Raw genomic sequence first — 17,019 nt, 5'->3', positions numbered from 1 at the left:
ACGGGAACAGGCGCCCACGCTCGTGCTGGCCCAGGCCCGTGAGGTCCAGCGACACGTACTTGGTCCGAGCGCTTGTCACGTATCTAGGGATGTGTTCTTGATGGGGAGCTGAAATACTGTGCCAGTGACATCTCTGGTTGGCCCGCCGGCCCCACGGCCCTGCGAGAGCTGCCCGTACCGGTGCGATGTCGCTCCTGGCATCTGGGCCCAGGAGGAATACGACAAGCTCCGCCGCTACGACGCTCCCACGGCTGAGCAGCCCAGACGGCTGTTCTTGTGCCACCAGAACGACGCGGGGAGCGATACCCGACGGCCGTGCGCCGGGTGGGTCGGGTGCCACAGCAGCGACAACCTCTTGGCACCGCGCATCGCCCTGCTCGAAGGCCGCATCACGCCGGAGACCTTCCAGGCGATCATCGACTACGAGTCACCGGTCCCGCTTGCGGCATCGGGTGCTGAAGCCGCCGAACACGGCGAGTCCGGTATCGCACGACCAGGGACCGAGACCCAGCGGCTCATCGACAAGATCGCACGAGTCCGCAGTGACCTGATCAGCTGAGCACCCACAGGATGGCGATCCGCCGAGACCTACGCGAGTCCCAAGGGCGCCGGCGCGTTGCTACCTCACTTCGAGGCTCGACTTGAGCGTGGCCACTGCCTCGGCGTACCGGTTGTTGACGATGTCAGTGGCGCGGATCAGGGTGCCTTCCTCCCTGCGGTAGGCGCGGTCTGGCCCACCGCAGTAGGCCAACCAGTCGAAGCTGCTGTTGATCCAGGTGTCATCGAAGATCAAGCAGCCGGGCACGGCCTCACGGAGCCGGACCAGAGTGAGGTTGGGGTAGCGCTCGGCGAGCTTGCGGAGGCGGTTGATCGCCTCGCTGTCGTGCTCGCGGGCGGGGTGGCCGAGGCCGTAGGCGATGTGCGCGAGGAATCCTCGGCGGCGGAGAAGGACTTCCAGATCGGCGATCAGGTCCTGGTCTACGACCGCGTCTCGGACAAACGGGGTGATCAGCAGGAATCGGCGACGGGCATCGCGCAGCGCGTGGGCGAGTAGTTCGCGGTGCTCGAAGGTGGGCACGCTGCGCACGGTGAGCGCGGCCAGTTCCGCGCGCGCCGTCACGCTGTCGTCGGCCGCGGCGTCCCCGGGTGCCGTGCAGGAGGCTCCGGGGCGGGTGTTGTCGGCTCGCTTCTGCAGGCCCCGCACGGTCTCATAGGACACGCGCAGCTCCCGCAGGTGCGCGGGCAGTTCAGGCTCGCCCACGGGCTCGGCCACCGTGATGCCCAACTTGTCGGCGCCGCCGGCCTGCAGCAGGAGGTCGCTGTGCCGGTCGCTGGCCAGGTCGTCGACTACGACGCTGAGCCGTACCTCGTCGAACTCCAGGGCGGAGAACACCAGCAGCACGACCGGCAGGTAGCGGCGTGGCTGGCGGGTGACCGCCTCCACCGCCAAGACGTCCAGCTGGACCGAGGCACTCAGGCGGCGGGATGGTGCGGGGTCAACGTCCTTGTCGGTGTTGGCGAACAGCGTGTTGAGGGTGCGGGGTGTCACGTCCTGGGCGGTCACCTCGTGGGTGCGACTGGAGGGCAGGAACACCATGCCGCTGGCCTTGGCCTGATCGCGGGTGATCAGCTCGGACTTGCTGTACTCGGCAGGGACCCACTGCAGGCGGTCAAAGGCGTTGGTCTGCTCGACCCGCTGCGGTGTGGTGGTCTCCAGCTCCGTCACCGCCTTGACACCGGCGGGAGTCAGGCGGAGCGTGCGCACGCCTGGCCCTTCCGGTTGGCGGACCATTCGGTAGTCGAGGGTCTCAGCGGAGAGCTGTCCTGCCACAGCGGTCTGGACTACGTCGTTGTCCACACCGAGCACCGCGGCGATGTCGGGGATGGTGTTCACGCCCTGCTGGCACAGCCGCAGGGTGAACTCCTCCACCACCGGCAAGGGCTTGCGTTGCAGGGCCACCAGGTCGAGGGTGAGCCAGGAGACGGGGAGCGCGGCCTCGACCGCGGCCACGAGCTGGAAGCCGGAGTGCAGGTCGCTGTAGAGCCGCGCGGCGGCTGCGGTGGGGTCGGTCATGCCTGGGCCGTCCTGATCCGGCAGGTGTCGGGGTGTTTGCGCATGTGGGTCACCACGTCGCGCAAGGGGCCGGGATGGATTTCGCAGAACGGCACGTCGCCCACGATGACCAGGCCGTGGCGGGCCCTGGACAGGGCCACGTTGATCCGCCGCCAGTGCGCGGGGCCGAGGAAGCCGAGCCTGTTCTGGGTGTTGCTGCGCACGACGGAGTAGAACGTGACGTCACTTTCTCGGCCCTGGACGGCGTCGATGGTGTTGACCTCGATCTCCAGCAGCGGTGAGGCCGGCCCGGCCACGGCACGGCGCAGCTCCTCCATCTGCTTGCGGTAACCGGTCAGCACGAGCACCTGCAGGGGGCCGCCGTTCGCGGTGCGCACGGTACCCTCGGTCAGGGCCGTGCGCAGCTCGGCCAGCGCCTTCTTGATCACCTTGACCTCGTGGTGGTTGAACACGCTGGTGCCGCTGAGGGTTTCCCGGCGCCGCTCCGACCGGGCGGTGTCCAGCCAGGTGACCGGCTTGTACAGGCGTTCCCAGCCGGGCAGCTCGGGGTTGGCCACCGACTGCAGAACCCCTTGGTAGAAGCAGGCCGAGACCAGGTCTCCGATGCCGGGGTGCATCCGATACTGGTGGGTGAGCTGGTGGCGGGCAAGTTCGGGGGCCAGATCCAGCAGTTCCCGGAACAGGCTGCGCTCCACCTCGGCGTGTTGGAGGTTGTGGCGCTGCATGAGGGCCGGGCTGTCCAGGACCTCCTCCTGCATCGGGGGAAGCTGGTTCGGATCCCCCACGAGCACCCAGCGGCGGGAACGGGACAGCGGCACGAGGGTCTCGGTGGCGGTGGCCTTGGAGGCCTCGTCCAGGATGCACAGGTCGAATTCCAGCTCCCGCACCGCCGGGTGGGAGAGGAAGCCGAGGCAGGTCCCGGCCACGACCCGGGCCCGCTGCAGCAGAACTGCTTCCAGATCCTGGCTGGACTCCAGCCGCTGGAGCCATTCCGCCTGCAACCGCAAGATGCCGACCAGCTTCTCCAGCCCAGAGTCTTCGCCGATGACGGCCTCGAAGGCCGCCCGTGCCGCCTCGACCGAAAGCTTCTGTCCCGCGGGCATCAGCGTGTCCAGCCTGGCCGCGCCGAGCAGGTCGGTGGCGTGTGCTCGCCGATTCTGGACCCGTTCGGCGGTCTGCTCCACCAGCTTGGTCAGTGCCACGATCTCGGAGAGGATCGCCTCCTCATCGGGGGAGACCACCTCCGCTTCTGGTGCCGGGCGTGTGGAGGCTCGCTTCTTCCCTCGCGCGGGTGTCCCGCCGAGAGCCCGCAGTCTGGCCTCCGCCGTGGCCTGGTCCTCCAGCGCGGCGATGCACTCCAGCAGGGCGGCCGCACCTTGGAGGTGGGTAAGCTCCACCTGCTTCTCGGCGGCCTGTTTCCGCAGATGGCTGTCCGCGCGGGCACGGATCTCCTGCACCCAGGCCGGCATCCGCTCCTCCAGCAGATGCCGCCGTGCCTGAGCCGCGATCCGCTCGTCGCCGGAGCGGCCGAGCCGGACCAGGTTCTCCAGGCCCTCCTCGGCGAGCCGTACCAGGGCGTTGTCGACCGCGACGTGAGTCTGGCTGACCAGCAGGATCCGGGCAGCGGGATTGCGGTGCAGTTCCTGGCGGACCAGCTCGGTGATGAAGCGGGTCTTGCCGGTGCCGGGCGGGCCTTCCAACAGGAAGAAGTCCTTGCTGCCCAGTGCCCTGCCGAGTGCGGTCTGCTTGTCGGAGTCCAAGCGCGTGTCGAACCACTCGGTAGTGACGGGGATGGCCTGCTCGCCGATACGAGTGGGGTCCAGCAGCAACTCGCGCAGCAACGGACGGACCGCGATCCCGGAACGCACGCTGACCACGGCATCGCGCTGCCGCGCCAGCGCTGCTCGCGCCGGCCCGATGTCGAGAACGAGTTCACCCGCAGTGGGCAGGTTCCGCGGTTCCCGCTGGTAGCCGAGGGTGAGCACGTCCTCGTCCTGGGCGATGACCACACCGGCGCCCCCGACGATGCGGTCCCGGCCGGAGCCGTCAGTGGTCGCCACGCGGCAGACCCGTTCCTCGCCCAGCACGTCGACATCCGGCGCCGTGGCCAGCTGGAAACGCACCCGCTTGCCCCTGACCTCGGTCGAGGTGTAGCGCAGGGCACCGGTGCGGGTGCGTTCCAGCTCCTCCTTGGCATCGAGCAGGCTCATCCACTTGTCGAACATGCGGTTCTCATCGCGCTGCCGCTGTTCGTCGTTGAGACGCAGGTAGTGCTCATCGAGGGCGGCCAGCACCATGTCCCTGGTCTGCCGGGCTTCCGCGGGGGGCTGGCGCTTGCTGGTCCAGGTGATCTCATCGGCGACCCGCCAGCCGCGGTTCCGCATGGCGTCCAAGGCGGCCTCGCTGTCGTCGTTTACCCGGTTGACGACAAACGTCGGCTGCTCCGGCAGGCTGACCAGGCGCAGGCGCGCTCGCTCGCCCACCAGATCGAGCGTGTCTGGCATCGGCATCCCGGTAGCGCGGTCGGTGACCCTGAGTAGGTGGGTGCCCCGGGCGATCTCGGCTTGCAGTGCCCGCTCGACGACCTCGGGGTCACGGTCGTGGGGCGGGGCGACCAGCCTCCGCACGGCGTGGTCCTTGAAGTCCAGCTGGGCCAGACGGGGCTGGAGCCATTTGCGGTTGCGGCGGGTCTGGATCTCCTGGAGCCGGTTGCGTAGTGCCATGGCATCGCGCGGGCGGGCTGCTGGGTCGCGACTGGTGCACTGCCGCAGCAGCGCCTCGACCTCCCGGGGCACGTCGAGCTCGTCGAAGGCGGCATCCAGGTGCGGATAGTCGGTGAGGGTCAGGCCGGTCAGGCATCCCACCGCCGTGGCGGCGAAGCCCCACAGGTCCCGGCTGGCACTGCCCATCCCGTCCAACTCGGGCGGGGAGTAGGGGCGGGAGACGAACTCCGCGACGGTCGCCTCGGTGAGGTGGCTGCGGATCTTGCTGATGCCGAAGTCGGCCAGCAACGGCGTCTGATCCTCGCTGATGAGGATGTTGCCGGGCTTGACGTCGCGGTGCACGACGTCACGTTCGTGGGCGTAGGCCAGCGCGTTGAGCAGCGGCAGGCCGAAGGTGTTGGCGAAATCGTCCCACCCGAAGTCCTGCTCTGGTGGCGGGAGGACCTCCCTCAGCCGCTTTTCTACCCAAGGGAACACCAAGTAGAAGGTGTCCTCGGCCTCGTCCTCCCCGTGGTCGAGCAGCGAGACGATGTTCGGATGGGTCAACCTGCCCAACGCCGCGACCTCACGCTGGAAGAACACGCGGTGCGTGTCATCGGTGTCGGCCCGCGGGATCAGCTTGACCGCCACCACGTGACCGTTCTGCGTGTCGATGGCCTTGACGACTGTGGAAGCGCCACCTTCGCGATGCTCTCCGGCGATGGTGGGCACGCTGGCACCAGGCTGCTGCTCCTTCGGCATGACCACGTACCGGTGTGCCACCGCACGCATCACGATCTCCCCTTCGTAGACGCGAGTACAGAACCCTACAGTGTTCGGCTCGGCCGCAGCCGCCAACAACACGCTCCCTGTGTAGGTGGCTCACATCCGCGTGACGATCGGCAGGCCGAAGGCCGAACTTTCCCACGAATCAGCAGGTCCGGAGCAGGATTCACCGACGGGCCGTTCTGCTCCGGTTACAGCTACTGCTGGTGAGTTCCGCCCACCTGGTCGGTGGTCTGAGCAGCGGCGATGATCTCGGCGAGGTCGGCGGCAGACGGCTCTCCCCGCCTATCACGTAGCGAGCTACCTTGTCCTGCCACGATGGTCGCGATGGCGCTGATGCCCATCATCGCCACCACTGCCAGGGCTACGACTGCGAGGTTGGGATCCATCATCGCGGCGCTCAATGGTCAAACCGGTCGTAGGGTGCGGTGTAGGTGCTGATCGTCAGTGTGGATTCGCCGAGGCGGACCTGGACTGCCTGCTCGCCGAGCCAGGTGGCCGTGGCGTCGGCGACGCCGATGGCCGGCTAAGTAAGTGCCAGGGCGACATCCTGAGCCGGGATGGGACCGTTGAAGTGCAAGATCCACTCGTTGTGGCGGCAACACCGTGCGGCTCAAGGAGATCCTCGCCCGCTGCCCCGAACTCGACGCGGTAGCGGGGCACGTGCGCGAGTTCGCCGTCATGATGCGCCACCTGCGCGGCCACCGGCTCGAGGACTAGATGAGCCGAGTCCAAGACGACGATCTGCCTGCTCTGCATTCCCTGGTCACCGGCCTTAAGCGCGACCAAGCCGCCGTCGTCGCCGGGCTCACCCTGCCCTGGAACAGCGGCGCCGTCGAAGGCCAAGTCTGCAAGATCAAATTAGCCAAGCGGGTTGGCACGGCCGCGCGAAGCTTGCCCTCCTCCGCCGACGCGTCATCCACGCGATCTAAGGAAGTCGCTCTCCGCGAACGGTTCACGCTTCCAGGGCCAGAGCCGATTTTCGTGAGCGCCTACAGTGGTGGGGCTACTCGCCCCACTGCGGGTTACGCCAGGGTGGTGCGCCGATCAGTGGCACCCAGCCTGGCCAGTCGGACGTGGCGACGCTGTGGCCGTCCAGGTTGGCCTCTTCCCAGGCGTGGAGCTCGGCCCGTTGCTGATCGGTCAGACGTTGCTCGTATGCCTGGCGCATTGCCTCGAACCAGTCCATGAACGTTTGCCGTTGCGCAGCTCGACGTGCGATGTGGCCGGAGCAGGGACCGGACGTGCTGCACTCGATCAGTGCGGTGGGGTCCAGCGTGCGGGCCTGTTCCTCGATGTCGGCGAGCACTGTGGGTAGTTGCGCCAGACCTTCCTTCGTGGCCGGCACCTCATGGTGGACGACGCGATGCGCTTCGCAGCCCTTCCAGTTCCCGGCCGTGTCGACCACGATCAACTCGCCTCTGTCGTCGTTCTGCTCAAAGGAGAACCGACATAGGGGAACGTGGGGTGCGGCGTCCTCGTCGTCACTGTCGAGGTCCTGACCTTGGTCGACGTTCTGGTCGAGTTGCCAAGCGGTGTAGGCCGCTGGGTATTCCCACGTAGCTTCCGGACTGATCACACATCCCTGCTCATCGAGCATGTCCTCGTCGTCGGTGCTCAGCACCCAGCCGCGGGCTTCCAACAGCCGCTGGAGCTCGTGGAGTTGCTCCTCGAAAATCCAGACCTCGGCCGGATCGGCAACCGCAGCCTGCATCGGTGCGGTTCGATCATGGGAGGCGAGCTGCCGTCGGGCGCGGGTATAGCGCTGCCCGGATCGGGTGGCGAAGTTCCGGTTCGCCTTCTTGCGTCCGTTGTTCTTGGTCACCACGGGTCCTCACCGGCCAAGCCCCACGCACCCGCCGTGCACTCGTGACGACAGAAGCCTGCGCGATCCCGGTGGACCTTGTCCCAATTCGAGGGCCGCGTCCGGCGTGGGCGTGCGCGGCAGGGAGTCAGGCGTCGCAGTGACGCCAAGGCACTATCTTACAGCCCGGTCGCGCGGCAGTGGCGGACCGGCACGCGGTGTATCAGCAACGGCGGCAGGACGCGCGGCCCGTGTGCTCGGCCACCGGGCTTCCACCATGGACGGGACCCATCAATCAGCGAGAACCTGTCGGCGGTCGTGACCTGGTTCCTGCGCGAGCCGCGATCGACGTCCGGCGGGTCAAGGGCGGGCCGATTTCATCATCGGCCCCTCCCCCGGAGGGTGGGGGTCGGGGCGGGTCGAGGTTGACGGTGATCCCGTCTGGCTACTTGCCAACGCGGTCATGACCTTGAGCGGCACTATCTCGCGCGTCACGGCCACCGGCGCGCCCTCCACCGTTAGCAATGCCTCGACCACCAGGCCCGCGTCGGGTTCAGTGCCGCCGTGGACACCGATGCGGAGGGTGTGCCGCCGTACGCGTCGGGGCCTGAGCACAATGCCGAGCGCGGCCCCCTCACCTAGTTGCTGCTCCTCGTCGGGGGACAGTCGAGACAGCGCCACCGTGGCCGTGACCCGGGCGAGCATGTGTCGACCACTCGGGTCGTCGGGCGAGTGCTCCCGGAGTTCGCCGGTCCGTATCTGGAGGCGCTCGGCGCCCCTCAAGTGCAGAAGTTCCGCCGTGGCCGTAGTGACCTCGGTCGCTGGCCGGTTCAACGCTGAGAATCCGACGTAGACCACCTGCGACTCAGCCATGTGCTCCATGACCGCCATGAACGAGTCGCGGTTGTACAACTGGGTGATCCACGTCCACATCGCCTGTTCAACCGAATACCGCTCCGATGCCATGGCCATCACGCCCGCATGAAGAAGCGTGGCGAACCCAAGGCCATCGAGAAGCTCTCCGACGCCGACAGGCTCGTGGTCGTGCAGGGAGAGGCAAGCAGTACGTGGATCCGTCCGTCCGAAAGGGACGAGAGTCGCCCCTCCCTCAGTGTGTTGGCCCGCTCGGGGGCCTTGTCGGTCTGCTCGTAGACCGACTTGTAGGGTGCCGCAGTCGCCGGATCCCGCTGTCGGACCGAGGTGTTCCGCATGACTGTCCGACAAGGCCCCTCGCCCTCGGCTGCCCAGCTTTCCCCATCGTGGAGTCCGGCCATCGCTCTCATGTGCGCTGAGGTAACGCACAGAACCAGGACTGGCTCTCCGGTCGAGCAGACGTGCCGAACTGCAAGCAGTAGTTCCGGGTGACGTTTCTACGTCGGCAAGACTGCTGTCGCACGGTGTGGAGACGCGCAACCAGGGTCAGCCCGAGGAAGAACCCCACAGCGAGGGCGCGGTCATCTGGTCGGACTGGTGGTGCGCCGCCCGGCCGTGGCCATCCGTGCACAAGCCAAGTTCGGACAACGCTGCGTCGACCCTTGCCGCCAGGGCTGCCGCTCTGCCGTCGGGCAAGGCGTAGGTGAGGCTGATAAGGCGGCTAATCTGGTCGGTCCAGTCCGACCGGGTGGCGGCGATGGTGCCAGGCGTGCTCTGTGTCCGGCCACGGGCGTGCAGGTCGTCCAGGGCACGCTGGCTGCGCCGAGAGCGGGCTTCCTCGACGACCGAGGCGGGGAGCGGTCGGCGTTCGGTGCCGCGCAGGTGAGCGACCAGCGCAATGAGCTGGATCTCGATCCGTTCGATCTCGGCGGCGGTCAGGTCGAAGCCGGTCGCCAGGTGGTGAACCAGGATCGTGACCAGCGCCTCGTGCACCGGGTAGTCCCCCGCCGCGGGTGCGGGGTGGCGGTCATCGAACATGGTCGCCAGCGTAGCCAGGTGGGAGGGGCTCGCCACCTGCCTGCCATTGGCGGCGGGTGGCGAGCCCAGGGAAGGGCTGGTCACAGCAGTGACGTCTGCCCCGAGGGCGGACATCCGGGTGGAGACCATCCCTTCTGTGTGGGATCCGCTGGTACGTACCGGTCCTGGCTGGGTACCAGGGAGCCATCCGGCCCAGTGTTCGCCGGCGGTGCCAGTACGTAGGCAGGTATTGCCCACACCCGCTCGTGCAACGTTGGCTCCGGCTCGGCGGCCACCGTCGGTTTCGGCACCGGGCGGCGCTCGTCTGACTGACGTGCCGACTCTGACTGACGTGCCGACGACGGTGCGTCACCGAGCACCTCGAAGACCCCTCCGCCGAAACGCAGCGGGATTTCACAACTGGCCACCGATCGGCCCGAGACCCGTAGAACCGCCTGTTCCGGCGGGTGCACCCGACCGTCTGGGTCACGCGCCAGCATGAGGTACACCGTGGCCGTCTCGAAGGTCGAGCGGGCACCGTTGATCTCCGTCGGGGACGGCGGATCCAGCGGCGGCCGGTGCGTCTTGCCGGTGCGCGGATCTACCGTGACTCGCGCTGGCGGTTCCCGGCGGGCGTTGACCTGTTCACACACCAGGACCGTGCAGTGCAGTCCGGCCAGGTCCGCGAATCGTGCGGAGTCCAGGCCGAGCCAGCCGGGGTCGAATACCCGCAACGAGGTATCCACGCCGCGGACGAACTCTTCGCACGTGGCGAAGTCGTTGCCAGAGGACAGCATCGAGGTCAGGTAGTCGATGATGATCCCGGCGAACCAGCAGTCGGCCGCCACCAGGTCATGGCGCTGCGCCCACCGCAGGTTGGCCGCGGCGAAGCGCCGCAGTTCGGTCTTCACCGCACGCAACCGCGCCTGTGGATCACCGCCGATACGGGCGAAGAACTCCTTACCGAACAACAGCATCCGCGGACGCCCACCAGGTGTCGGATCGAACAGCAGATGCCCGTCCGGACAGTAGCCCTGCACCAGCGCCACCAGCTCCGCGCGGGTCAGCTCCGTGCAGAAGAACATCACCTGGGCCTCGGGGCAGGTCCGCTCCGCGGAGTCGGCGATCCGGCTTGCCCACCAACCGGCCAGCCTGGTCTTGCCGACCTTGGTCTTGGCGCCCAACAGCACCAGTTCACCGAGCCAGTCGGTGCGGTGATGCAGCAGGGCGTCCAGTCGCGGATGCACTGCCAGACCCCGACCGGTGGCCTGGTGGGCCAGGTCGGCGATCAGGGCGTCCCCCGTGTGCTCGGCGTAGGGATCGACCTCCTCCCACGCCTCTCCGCTGGTGCGCACCATCTCCCGCAGTTCCGCGGCCAGCTCACCGGCGCCGTCATGGTCACCAGAGGCATAGCGGTGCTGCACCTCGGCGGCGACGGAGGCGATCTGGCGCTTCCGCCAACGCCGGTTGACCGCCGAGGCCGCCATCTCCACCTCATCGGCGACCGCGGGCAACCGCGGGTGCGTCTGGTTGGCTTCCTGGTCCCACCACGCCAGAGCCCGATCCAGCACGGCATGCAGGTCCGGTTCCAGGTTGTATCGGATGCCGACACCGGTCAGCTGTGGGTGTGTCTCCCGAATGGCACGCAGCCGATCGAACAGCTGCCCGAGCTCGGCGTCGGTGAACTCCTCAGCGGCGCACGCCACTGGGGCCGTGCGACCGGCGGCCAGGCCAGGCTCACGTACCAAGCAGGCGACCAGGGTCGTCTCGTCGTGAAGTGCGTTGGGATCGTCCACGTCCTACCTCCAGGGTCGCTGCGCAACCGGACACTCGCGAGTCTCAGCACTCGCCCCCGATGAGGTAACGCGGCCAGGGGCCTGTTGGCAGCCACAAGGGGCGGTAGTGCGTTACCTACACCGCCGTCCCGATATCTCCTGATGAGAGAGGAGCCATGGTGATGGTGCGTGGCATTCCATCCTGGGCACATCCAGGAATCATCATCGGCGCCGATTCCCGGCCCGATAACCGATCTCACGGCCACTTCTGGCTGGACAAGACCCCGTCTGGGAGCTGGTGCTGGATCGGTTGCAACCCGGTGCACGGCACCTACCACTTCGAGGCCCACTGGGCCGTCCCGGTCGGCGAACTTCCACCCACCCAGCAGGTGATCAGTCGGCTGCATGCCTTCGTGCTGCTGTGGGGACTACCGCACCTCCGCGCCGGCGAACCCGTCTCCCGCGAGGACAGCATTACCGTAGAGACCGCGCTGGCCGCGCTGGCCCAGCATCCGCAGGCACAGTTGGATCCGAACGACCGACGCCGGGTACCGGTCATGGACGTCTACTTCCGGGCCCAGTCCGGCGGAATGCACTCCTGGGTGTCGGCGCGTCACGGCGACTTGCTGCATACCGGTATCCGTCAATCCCGCGAGCTGGACCGATTGCGCGATCGGCTCGCATCAGCGCAGATGTTGGCAACCTGGGCACACCCGGACGGTGTCGCCTGGGGGCGTCCCGCAACCCATCTTCCTATGCCACAACAGATCACACTGCCGGAGAACACGCCATGACCACACCATCCACAATGGACCTGTTTGGCAACGCGGTGGAACAGGCTCACGAGCTGTCCGTCCACCTGGACGGGGTGTCGAACGTGATCCGCGTTCGTCGGAGCGAGCTGTTGTGCTGCCTAGAGAAAGACATGATGCAGCTGAATCAGCTCACCACCTCGCTCCACGAAGCCATTCGCCAGCATCGGCTGGCCGAGGAACCTGCCGATGACCTCCTGCGGGGAAGGGATCTGGCTGCCCGGCGACTACACATCGAGATGAGCACGACGATGGCCGTGCTCAATCAACTGCACACTGTGGTCAGACACGACCCGTGCATGCAAGAGGTCCTCGGCTCAGCCGCAGCAGCCCACCTGGTCCTGCACGGCAGACTCGGTTCCGCCACGACCAAAACGGATACCTTCATAGGCTCTCGGCTCGGCCTGCCGGAGGAGGTGTCGGTCTGCTTCGCCACGCTGGTCATTCAGCGCGAAGCGGTGGCCAACCTGCTTGCCGGGTACCGACGAGGCCCGGATCGGCGCACGGCCTTCACCACGGACGTCGAGCGACTCAGACAGTGGACACGCCATACATCGCAGTTGCGCGCGCCGGATCAACTGGACGCCGATCCGACCGGACCTGGCGGCCTTCGCCAGGTCCGGCGGGTGGCCAGGCCGGCCACACCGCGGCTGACCGAGCATGTCGCATCACCATGTGACTACGAGACTCTCAGCGCCGAGCAGCTTTCGGTGATGCACTCAGTGCTCCGAGCGGGAGAGGGCCCGGAGACGGCTGCACAGCGGATCAGCGGGCCCGCCCGGGAACTAGGGCCGGCGGACATGGTGCAATCCGCCGCGCGATTTGGTATCTGGGCGCAGCAGTCGCTGCTGTCTGGCGATCTGCGGCAGAGGACCGCCGCGACTCTGGGACTGCGGCCGGAACAGCACCTGAGTCCTGCGCAACTACGAAAGCTCGTCCGCAACCAGGTCAACACCGGCGCCGAATACGGGGACCTACCCGGTGCGGATCACTCGGGGCTGATTCGGATCGCCTCCGGTTGGCTCAACCCGGCCTGGGGTGATCTCGCCGACCCGGTATGCGTGTTCGCCGTCCTCTACACCCCGGCGGTGGGAGCGTGGTACCAGATCGTGCGTGGCGACATACACGATCTGCTCGGCTACACCCCGATGCGGCAGGTGCACTACACCGCGCTGATCAGCCATGTCGCCGCTGGTGGCACATTGTCGGAGTACGCCGCATTGCAAGGCCGACGCTACCTGGATGTACTCACCGCCTGGGAGGACATGCTCGCCCACGCCGAGCGCACGCACGCCGGGGCCGCCCACGCGATCACGGCGACCACGCTGCTCCCCGAACGACCCGAATCCACCAACACGTCACAGATCCTCGAGACGATGCGTGCACTGCTGCGGGAGCTGGAGGAACTTGGTGACCCCGAGCCTGCTCTGGCCACGGCGGTTAACGCCTTCGCGGACGCGGCGGCAGACCCGGCCGCCACACAGGTGGACCGTACGCACCGCCACATGCGTACCCGTCTGGATTGGGTGCGAGGACGGCTACTGAGTAGCCGGCTGCCACGCGATCCCGCACAGTGGAAACCGGCGGACATCAGCGATTTCTACGCCCACCGGCCCGCTCTCACCATGACCGACCAGGAGGGACCAACACCACGCGCACAGGGCATCGCAGTCATTCGCGCCGAGACAACTCGCCTGCTCGACCAGGCGCCCGAAGGCGCGCCGTGCACCGAGTTGGAACTGCTGACCGAACTCCACCACGAGTTGGGCCGAGCCCTCCGGAACCAGGCCAGCCCACGCTTGCCTGAGTACTGGCGGCTCGACCTGGAACCCGGCGGGGCACACCACCATGTCTGGCGAACATTCCAAGACTGGCCAGACATCGTCACCGTGATGGCCACCGCCAAGGAGTTGGCCGACTGAACCAACCACAGCTGAACCACATCAGAGAACAGCCTTGAGGGGAGCCGCGGCCACCGCGGCTCCCCTCCCTCCATGGCCGGGGACAGCCGCAGGGGCGCAGGGATTTCCTGCAACCGGTCGCGGTCGACCTCGGTCAGGTCGGCCTTGGTGTGGCCGCAGTGTGCGGTGACTGTGGTGATGATCAGGTGCGGGGGGACAGGTGCCATGCCACCTGTCCGGTGAAGCGCACCGACCAGCGGCGGTCGAGAGGTGTGGTCGGCGGCGTCTCGGCCAAGGCGGCCTTGCCGCGTTACCTCCACGGTCGCCCCGCACCGTATGGACAGGAGCTGACCACCATGAACCCCACTCGTCTGGCGCCGACCGCCGAGGATCCCTTCTCGATTGACTTCCAGTTCGCTGTCCCGACCTGGCGCGTCGTGCGCGCCAGCGCCCGCATCCAGGACGCAGTGGCGCACATGGACTTGGACGAAGCCATCCTGACCCTGCACGTGGGCCTGGACGTGCTGATCACGGTCACCCTGCCCTGCGGGACCATCGGCGAGGCACTACGCGGAGGACCGAAGATGGAGGAAGTCTTGCGGGCCGCGAGCAGATTCGTGGAGGCGACCTACGACCTAGAACCGGTGTTCGTAGTCGGCCCACCAGATCGTGGCACGTTGGTCGACGCTCGGTTGCTTACCGTCGGACGTACCCAGATCCTGCGAGTGGTCTACCACGACACCGCCGAAGTGAACCGGCACTGCGGATGAGCACCATGCAGCAACCGTGGTGGGAGATCGCTCCGCTTGGACCAACCGGCTGCCGTGCTCTGTCCCAGCTGCCCGCCGCCGCACTCCAGCGACTCATCGACGACAGCCAGGCCCTTGCCCGGCATGCGATTCGCAAGCAGCTCCGCGCTTTACAAGGCCTGCTCGGCGATGCAGAGGACCTCGACCAGCAAATCACCATCTGGATCCTGGAAGCCGCGACCAACTACGATCCGGCGCTCGGTCGGTGGGAAGTCCACCTGGTACATCGGGTGCGTCAGCTGGCGGTCAATCAGTGGCGAACCAGCGTCGGGCGGACCGCGATCCAGACCCTCAAACGTCTGCGCGAGAACGGGTTCACCGCCCTGGCCCCTACAGAACAGTTGCACGCCAACCGGATCAGGTCACTGTTGCCCGGCGGTCAGCAGTGCCTCGATCCGCACGCCGACCTCCCGCACGATCCTGATGAGGATCTGGTCGGGATCGAGGAACGCTCAGTACACACCCAGGTCACCGCAGCCTTGGTGAACGCCGGTTCCGCGGATGATGCTGGGCACCCGCGTCGGCGACGAGCACTGGCCGCCTACCTTCTGTGCCATCTGCATGGGCACCCACGGCGGCGCGTCGCCGCCTGCGGTATCCACCACCGGACAATCACCGCACTGGAGAACGAGCTGCTCGGTCATGTTCGCCAACTCCTCCAACCGGCACCGTGACCAGGTGAGGGAGTTGGGACCGGCACGATGGCCGGCCCCAACCAGGTCAGGACTCAGTGACCGAACGCTTGCTGGCCACAGCCCAGTTCCGCCCGTGGCCCACGGCCAGTGGCCAGGACACTTGGCTCGCGCCGAGTACCTTGGTGACCGCGGTGCGCACAATGTGGGGCAGCGCTTCCACAATCTCCCGGACCTCCTCGCGAGCTGCCTCGACCAGGAACTCGTCATGGCAGAACAGGACCAGGTCCGCATCCCGGGAGTGCAGCGTCCGTCTCAACTCCGCCAGGACCGCCGCCGCCAGCTCCGCGGCGGCACCCTGGATGACGAAGTTGCGGCTCTGTCTGCCTCGCCGGGCCAGTGCCTTGCGGTGCTCCATCGTGCGATGGCGCTGCGGTGTGTTCAGCGCCTCCAGGACCAGTTCGTCTCGTAGCGGACTCGTCCGGCCCAGGCCAGTGCGGACCACGCCACCACGGCGGCCATGGTCCGTCGCGCGATCGAGGTAGCGCACAGCCGCAGGGAACCGTGCACGCAGCAACGCAGCGGCCGGGCGGCTGCGAGCCGCGCCGTCGTCGTAGAGTGCGGCCAGGAACGCCTGCTTGGCCTCTGCCCGTGCCATCCTCAGCTGGTCGCCGGCGGCCTGGTAAAGATCACCTTGAGTGCATGCCGCCACCAGGTCGGGATCGCCGGACAGGTGCGCCCACATTCGCGGTTCGACCTGTGAGAGATCCGCCGAAATGAGCATCCGCCCCGCCCGGACTGCCACACACGGCCGCAGTAGCCGAGGTAGCTGTAACGCGCCCCCTGCACCGGACCAGCGGCCGGACACAGTCCCGGCCGGATGGAACAACGGCCACCACCGGCCGTCGTGTACCCACCGCTCCGCCCATTCGTAGCCGTGTCGGGTAGCCAACGTATCCAGCTCCCGCCACCGAAGCACCGACGGAACTACCGGGTGATCGATGACCTCCAGCTCGGATCGCTGAGAACTGGTCAGCTCGATCCCTTCGCCGTCGAACGCATCCGACAGCTCACGCCACCAGTCGAACCTGGCGCCACCGAACATCGTGCTGATGTGCCGATCCAACTTCGTCCGCCGCGGGTAGAGGTCATCCGCCTGCGGTTTGAGCATGATCCGTGTCATCAGCCGGCGGTATGTTGCTTCGTCCCACGGCACCCCGTGCACGTTGATCCCGCTGGCGACCAAAGCACCAGCGGAGTCAAGCTCGATGAGTGTGCCGATCGGACAGACGGCTTCGGCAGAGCTGATCCGTTGGCGCACACGGTCATACCGCTCTGCGAATGTCCCGTTTGCCGCCGCATCGGTCGGGGCAACGTCGTCGAAGGCGTCCAGAGCTTGTTCCGCCAGGTGCAGACACAGACCTTCCCGAAGTTCGATCTTGGCTTCGGTCAGGTGGGCGCTGGTGGCCAGCAGGTCGTAGGCCACCCAGCGAACGTTGGGTGTTTGGTCGATCACTGCCGGGATTCCCCGACCTTGGACCAGTTCGGTCACCGGCTGTGCCGGAGTCAGTTCGGGGCTCAACGGCGTGATCGTGAGGCGCAGCTCTCCGTTCGTCCGGACCGTCTCCAGCCCCAGCGCGGCGCCGGACCGGTTCGCCGCGTTCACAAGCTCGAACAGTCGGTGAGTCCACTCAGGACTGTTCGTAGTCAGGTGATCCGTCATGGCGATGCACATCCCCTTTCGTCACGGACAGGCCAGCACTGCGAGCACGCACTCGCCGTGCTGTCGCGCGAGGTGAGGTAACGCGGCCTGGAGCAGTTGCATGGAGAAAGA

General features: G+C 67.2%; 13 protein-coding genes. 5 read left to right on the top strand and 8 right to left on the bottom strand.

Going from position 1 to position 17,019, the window contains the following annotated elements; translation table 11 throughout:
- Positions 1–118 precede the first annotated feature (118 nt).
- Entirely contained in the window at positions 119–559 is a 441-nt protein-coding gene (locus MZC64_RS24315; protein ID WP_308301064.1) for a DUF6283 family protein, read from the top strand.
- Between the two features lie 60 nt (positions 560–619).
- Here MZC64_RS24315 and MZC64_RS24310 read toward each other — a convergent pair whose 3' ends face one another.
- The 7 genes from MZC64_RS24310 to MZC64_RS24280 form a co-directional block, all read right to left on the bottom strand.
- On the bottom strand, positions 620–2,074 hold the full coding sequence (locus tag MZC64_RS24310) for a hypothetical protein (protein WP_247759557.1): 1,455 nt from the start codon (positions 2,072–2,074) through the stop codon (positions 620–622).
- Positions 2,071–5,568 (bottom strand): bifunctional serine/threonine-protein kinase/DEAD/DEAH box helicase, encoded by a 3,498-nt coding sequence (locus MZC64_RS24305; protein ID WP_247759558.1) that lies wholly within the window; start codon positions 5,566–5,568, stop codon positions 2,071–2,073. The genes MZC64_RS24310 and MZC64_RS24305 overlap by 4 nt, the downstream gene beginning before the upstream one ends.
- A 191-nt stretch (positions 5,569–5,759) precedes the next feature.
- Positions 5,760–5,966: a hypothetical protein gene (locus MZC64_RS24300; RefSeq protein WP_247759559.1), complete on the bottom strand. Its 207-nt coding sequence runs from the start codon at positions 5,964–5,966 to the stop codon at positions 5,760–5,762.
- A gap of 602 nt (positions 5,967–6,568) precedes the next feature.
- A complete protein-coding gene (locus MZC64_RS24295) occupies positions 6,569–7,387 on the bottom strand; it encodes a hypothetical protein (RefSeq protein WP_247759560.1) in 819 nt (272 codons plus the stop codon).
- Between the two features lie 339 nt (positions 7,388–7,726).
- Positions 7,727–8,332 carry a hypothetical protein gene (locus MZC64_RS24290; protein WP_247759561.1) on the bottom strand — a complete coding sequence of 202 codons (606 nt, stop codon included), beginning with the start codon at positions 8,330–8,332 and terminating at the stop codon, positions 7,727–7,729.
- Positions 8,333–8,785: 453 nt separating this feature from the next.
- Positions 8,786–9,277, bottom strand: a complete 492-nt coding sequence (locus MZC64_RS24285; RefSeq protein ID WP_247759562.1) for a hypothetical protein — start codon at positions 9,275–9,277, stop codon at positions 8,786–8,788.
- Between the two features lie 80 nt (positions 9,278–9,357).
- Complete coding sequence (locus tag MZC64_RS24280; RefSeq protein WP_247759563.1) at positions 9,358–11,052, bottom strand: hypothetical protein; 1,695 nt, start codon at positions 11,050–11,052, stop codon at positions 9,358–9,360.
- Between the two features lie 155 nt (positions 11,053–11,207).
- On the opposite strand from MZC64_RS24280, the gene MZC64_RS24275 reads away from it, so the two are divergent.
- The 4 genes from MZC64_RS24275 (at position 11,208) to MZC64_RS24260 (ending at position 15,227) form a co-directional block, all read left to right on the top strand.
- Entirely contained in the window at positions 11,208–11,825 is a 618-nt protein-coding gene (locus MZC64_RS24275) for a hypothetical protein (protein ID WP_247759564.1), read from the top strand.
- On the top strand, positions 11,822–13,765 hold the full coding sequence (locus MZC64_RS24270) for a hypothetical protein (RefSeq protein ID WP_247759565.1): 1,944 nt from the start codon (positions 11,822–11,824) through the stop codon (positions 13,763–13,765). Before MZC64_RS24275 ends, MZC64_RS24270 begins: the two co-directional genes overlap by 4 nt.
- 335 nt (positions 13,766–14,100) lie before the next feature.
- A complete protein-coding gene (locus MZC64_RS24265; protein WP_247759566.1) occupies positions 14,101–14,514 on the top strand; it encodes a hypothetical protein in 414 nt (137 codons plus the stop codon).
- Positions 14,511–15,227 carry a hypothetical protein gene (locus MZC64_RS24260; protein ID WP_247759567.1) on the top strand — a complete coding sequence of 239 codons (717 nt, stop codon included), beginning with the start codon at positions 14,511–14,513 and terminating at the stop codon, positions 15,225–15,227. Before MZC64_RS24265 ends, MZC64_RS24260 begins: the two co-directional genes overlap by 4 nt.
- Positions 15,228–15,273: 46 nt before the next feature.
- Here MZC64_RS24260 and MZC64_RS24255 read toward each other — a convergent pair whose 3' ends face one another.
- On the bottom strand, positions 15,274–16,908 hold the full coding sequence (locus MZC64_RS24255) for a DNA polymerase (protein ID WP_247759568.1): 1,635 nt from the start codon (positions 16,906–16,908) through the stop codon (positions 15,274–15,276).
- Between the last annotated feature and the right edge of the window lie 111 nt (positions 16,909–17,019).

The sequence above is a fragment of the Crossiella sp. S99.2 genome (assembly GCF_023094165.1).
In the GTDB taxonomy this organism is placed as follows: Bacteria; Actinomycetota; Actinomycetes; order Mycobacteriales; family Pseudonocardiaceae; genus Crossiella.
Note: the sequence above shows the minus strand (reverse complement) of the source record. Positions and strands in the feature narration are given on the sequence as shown.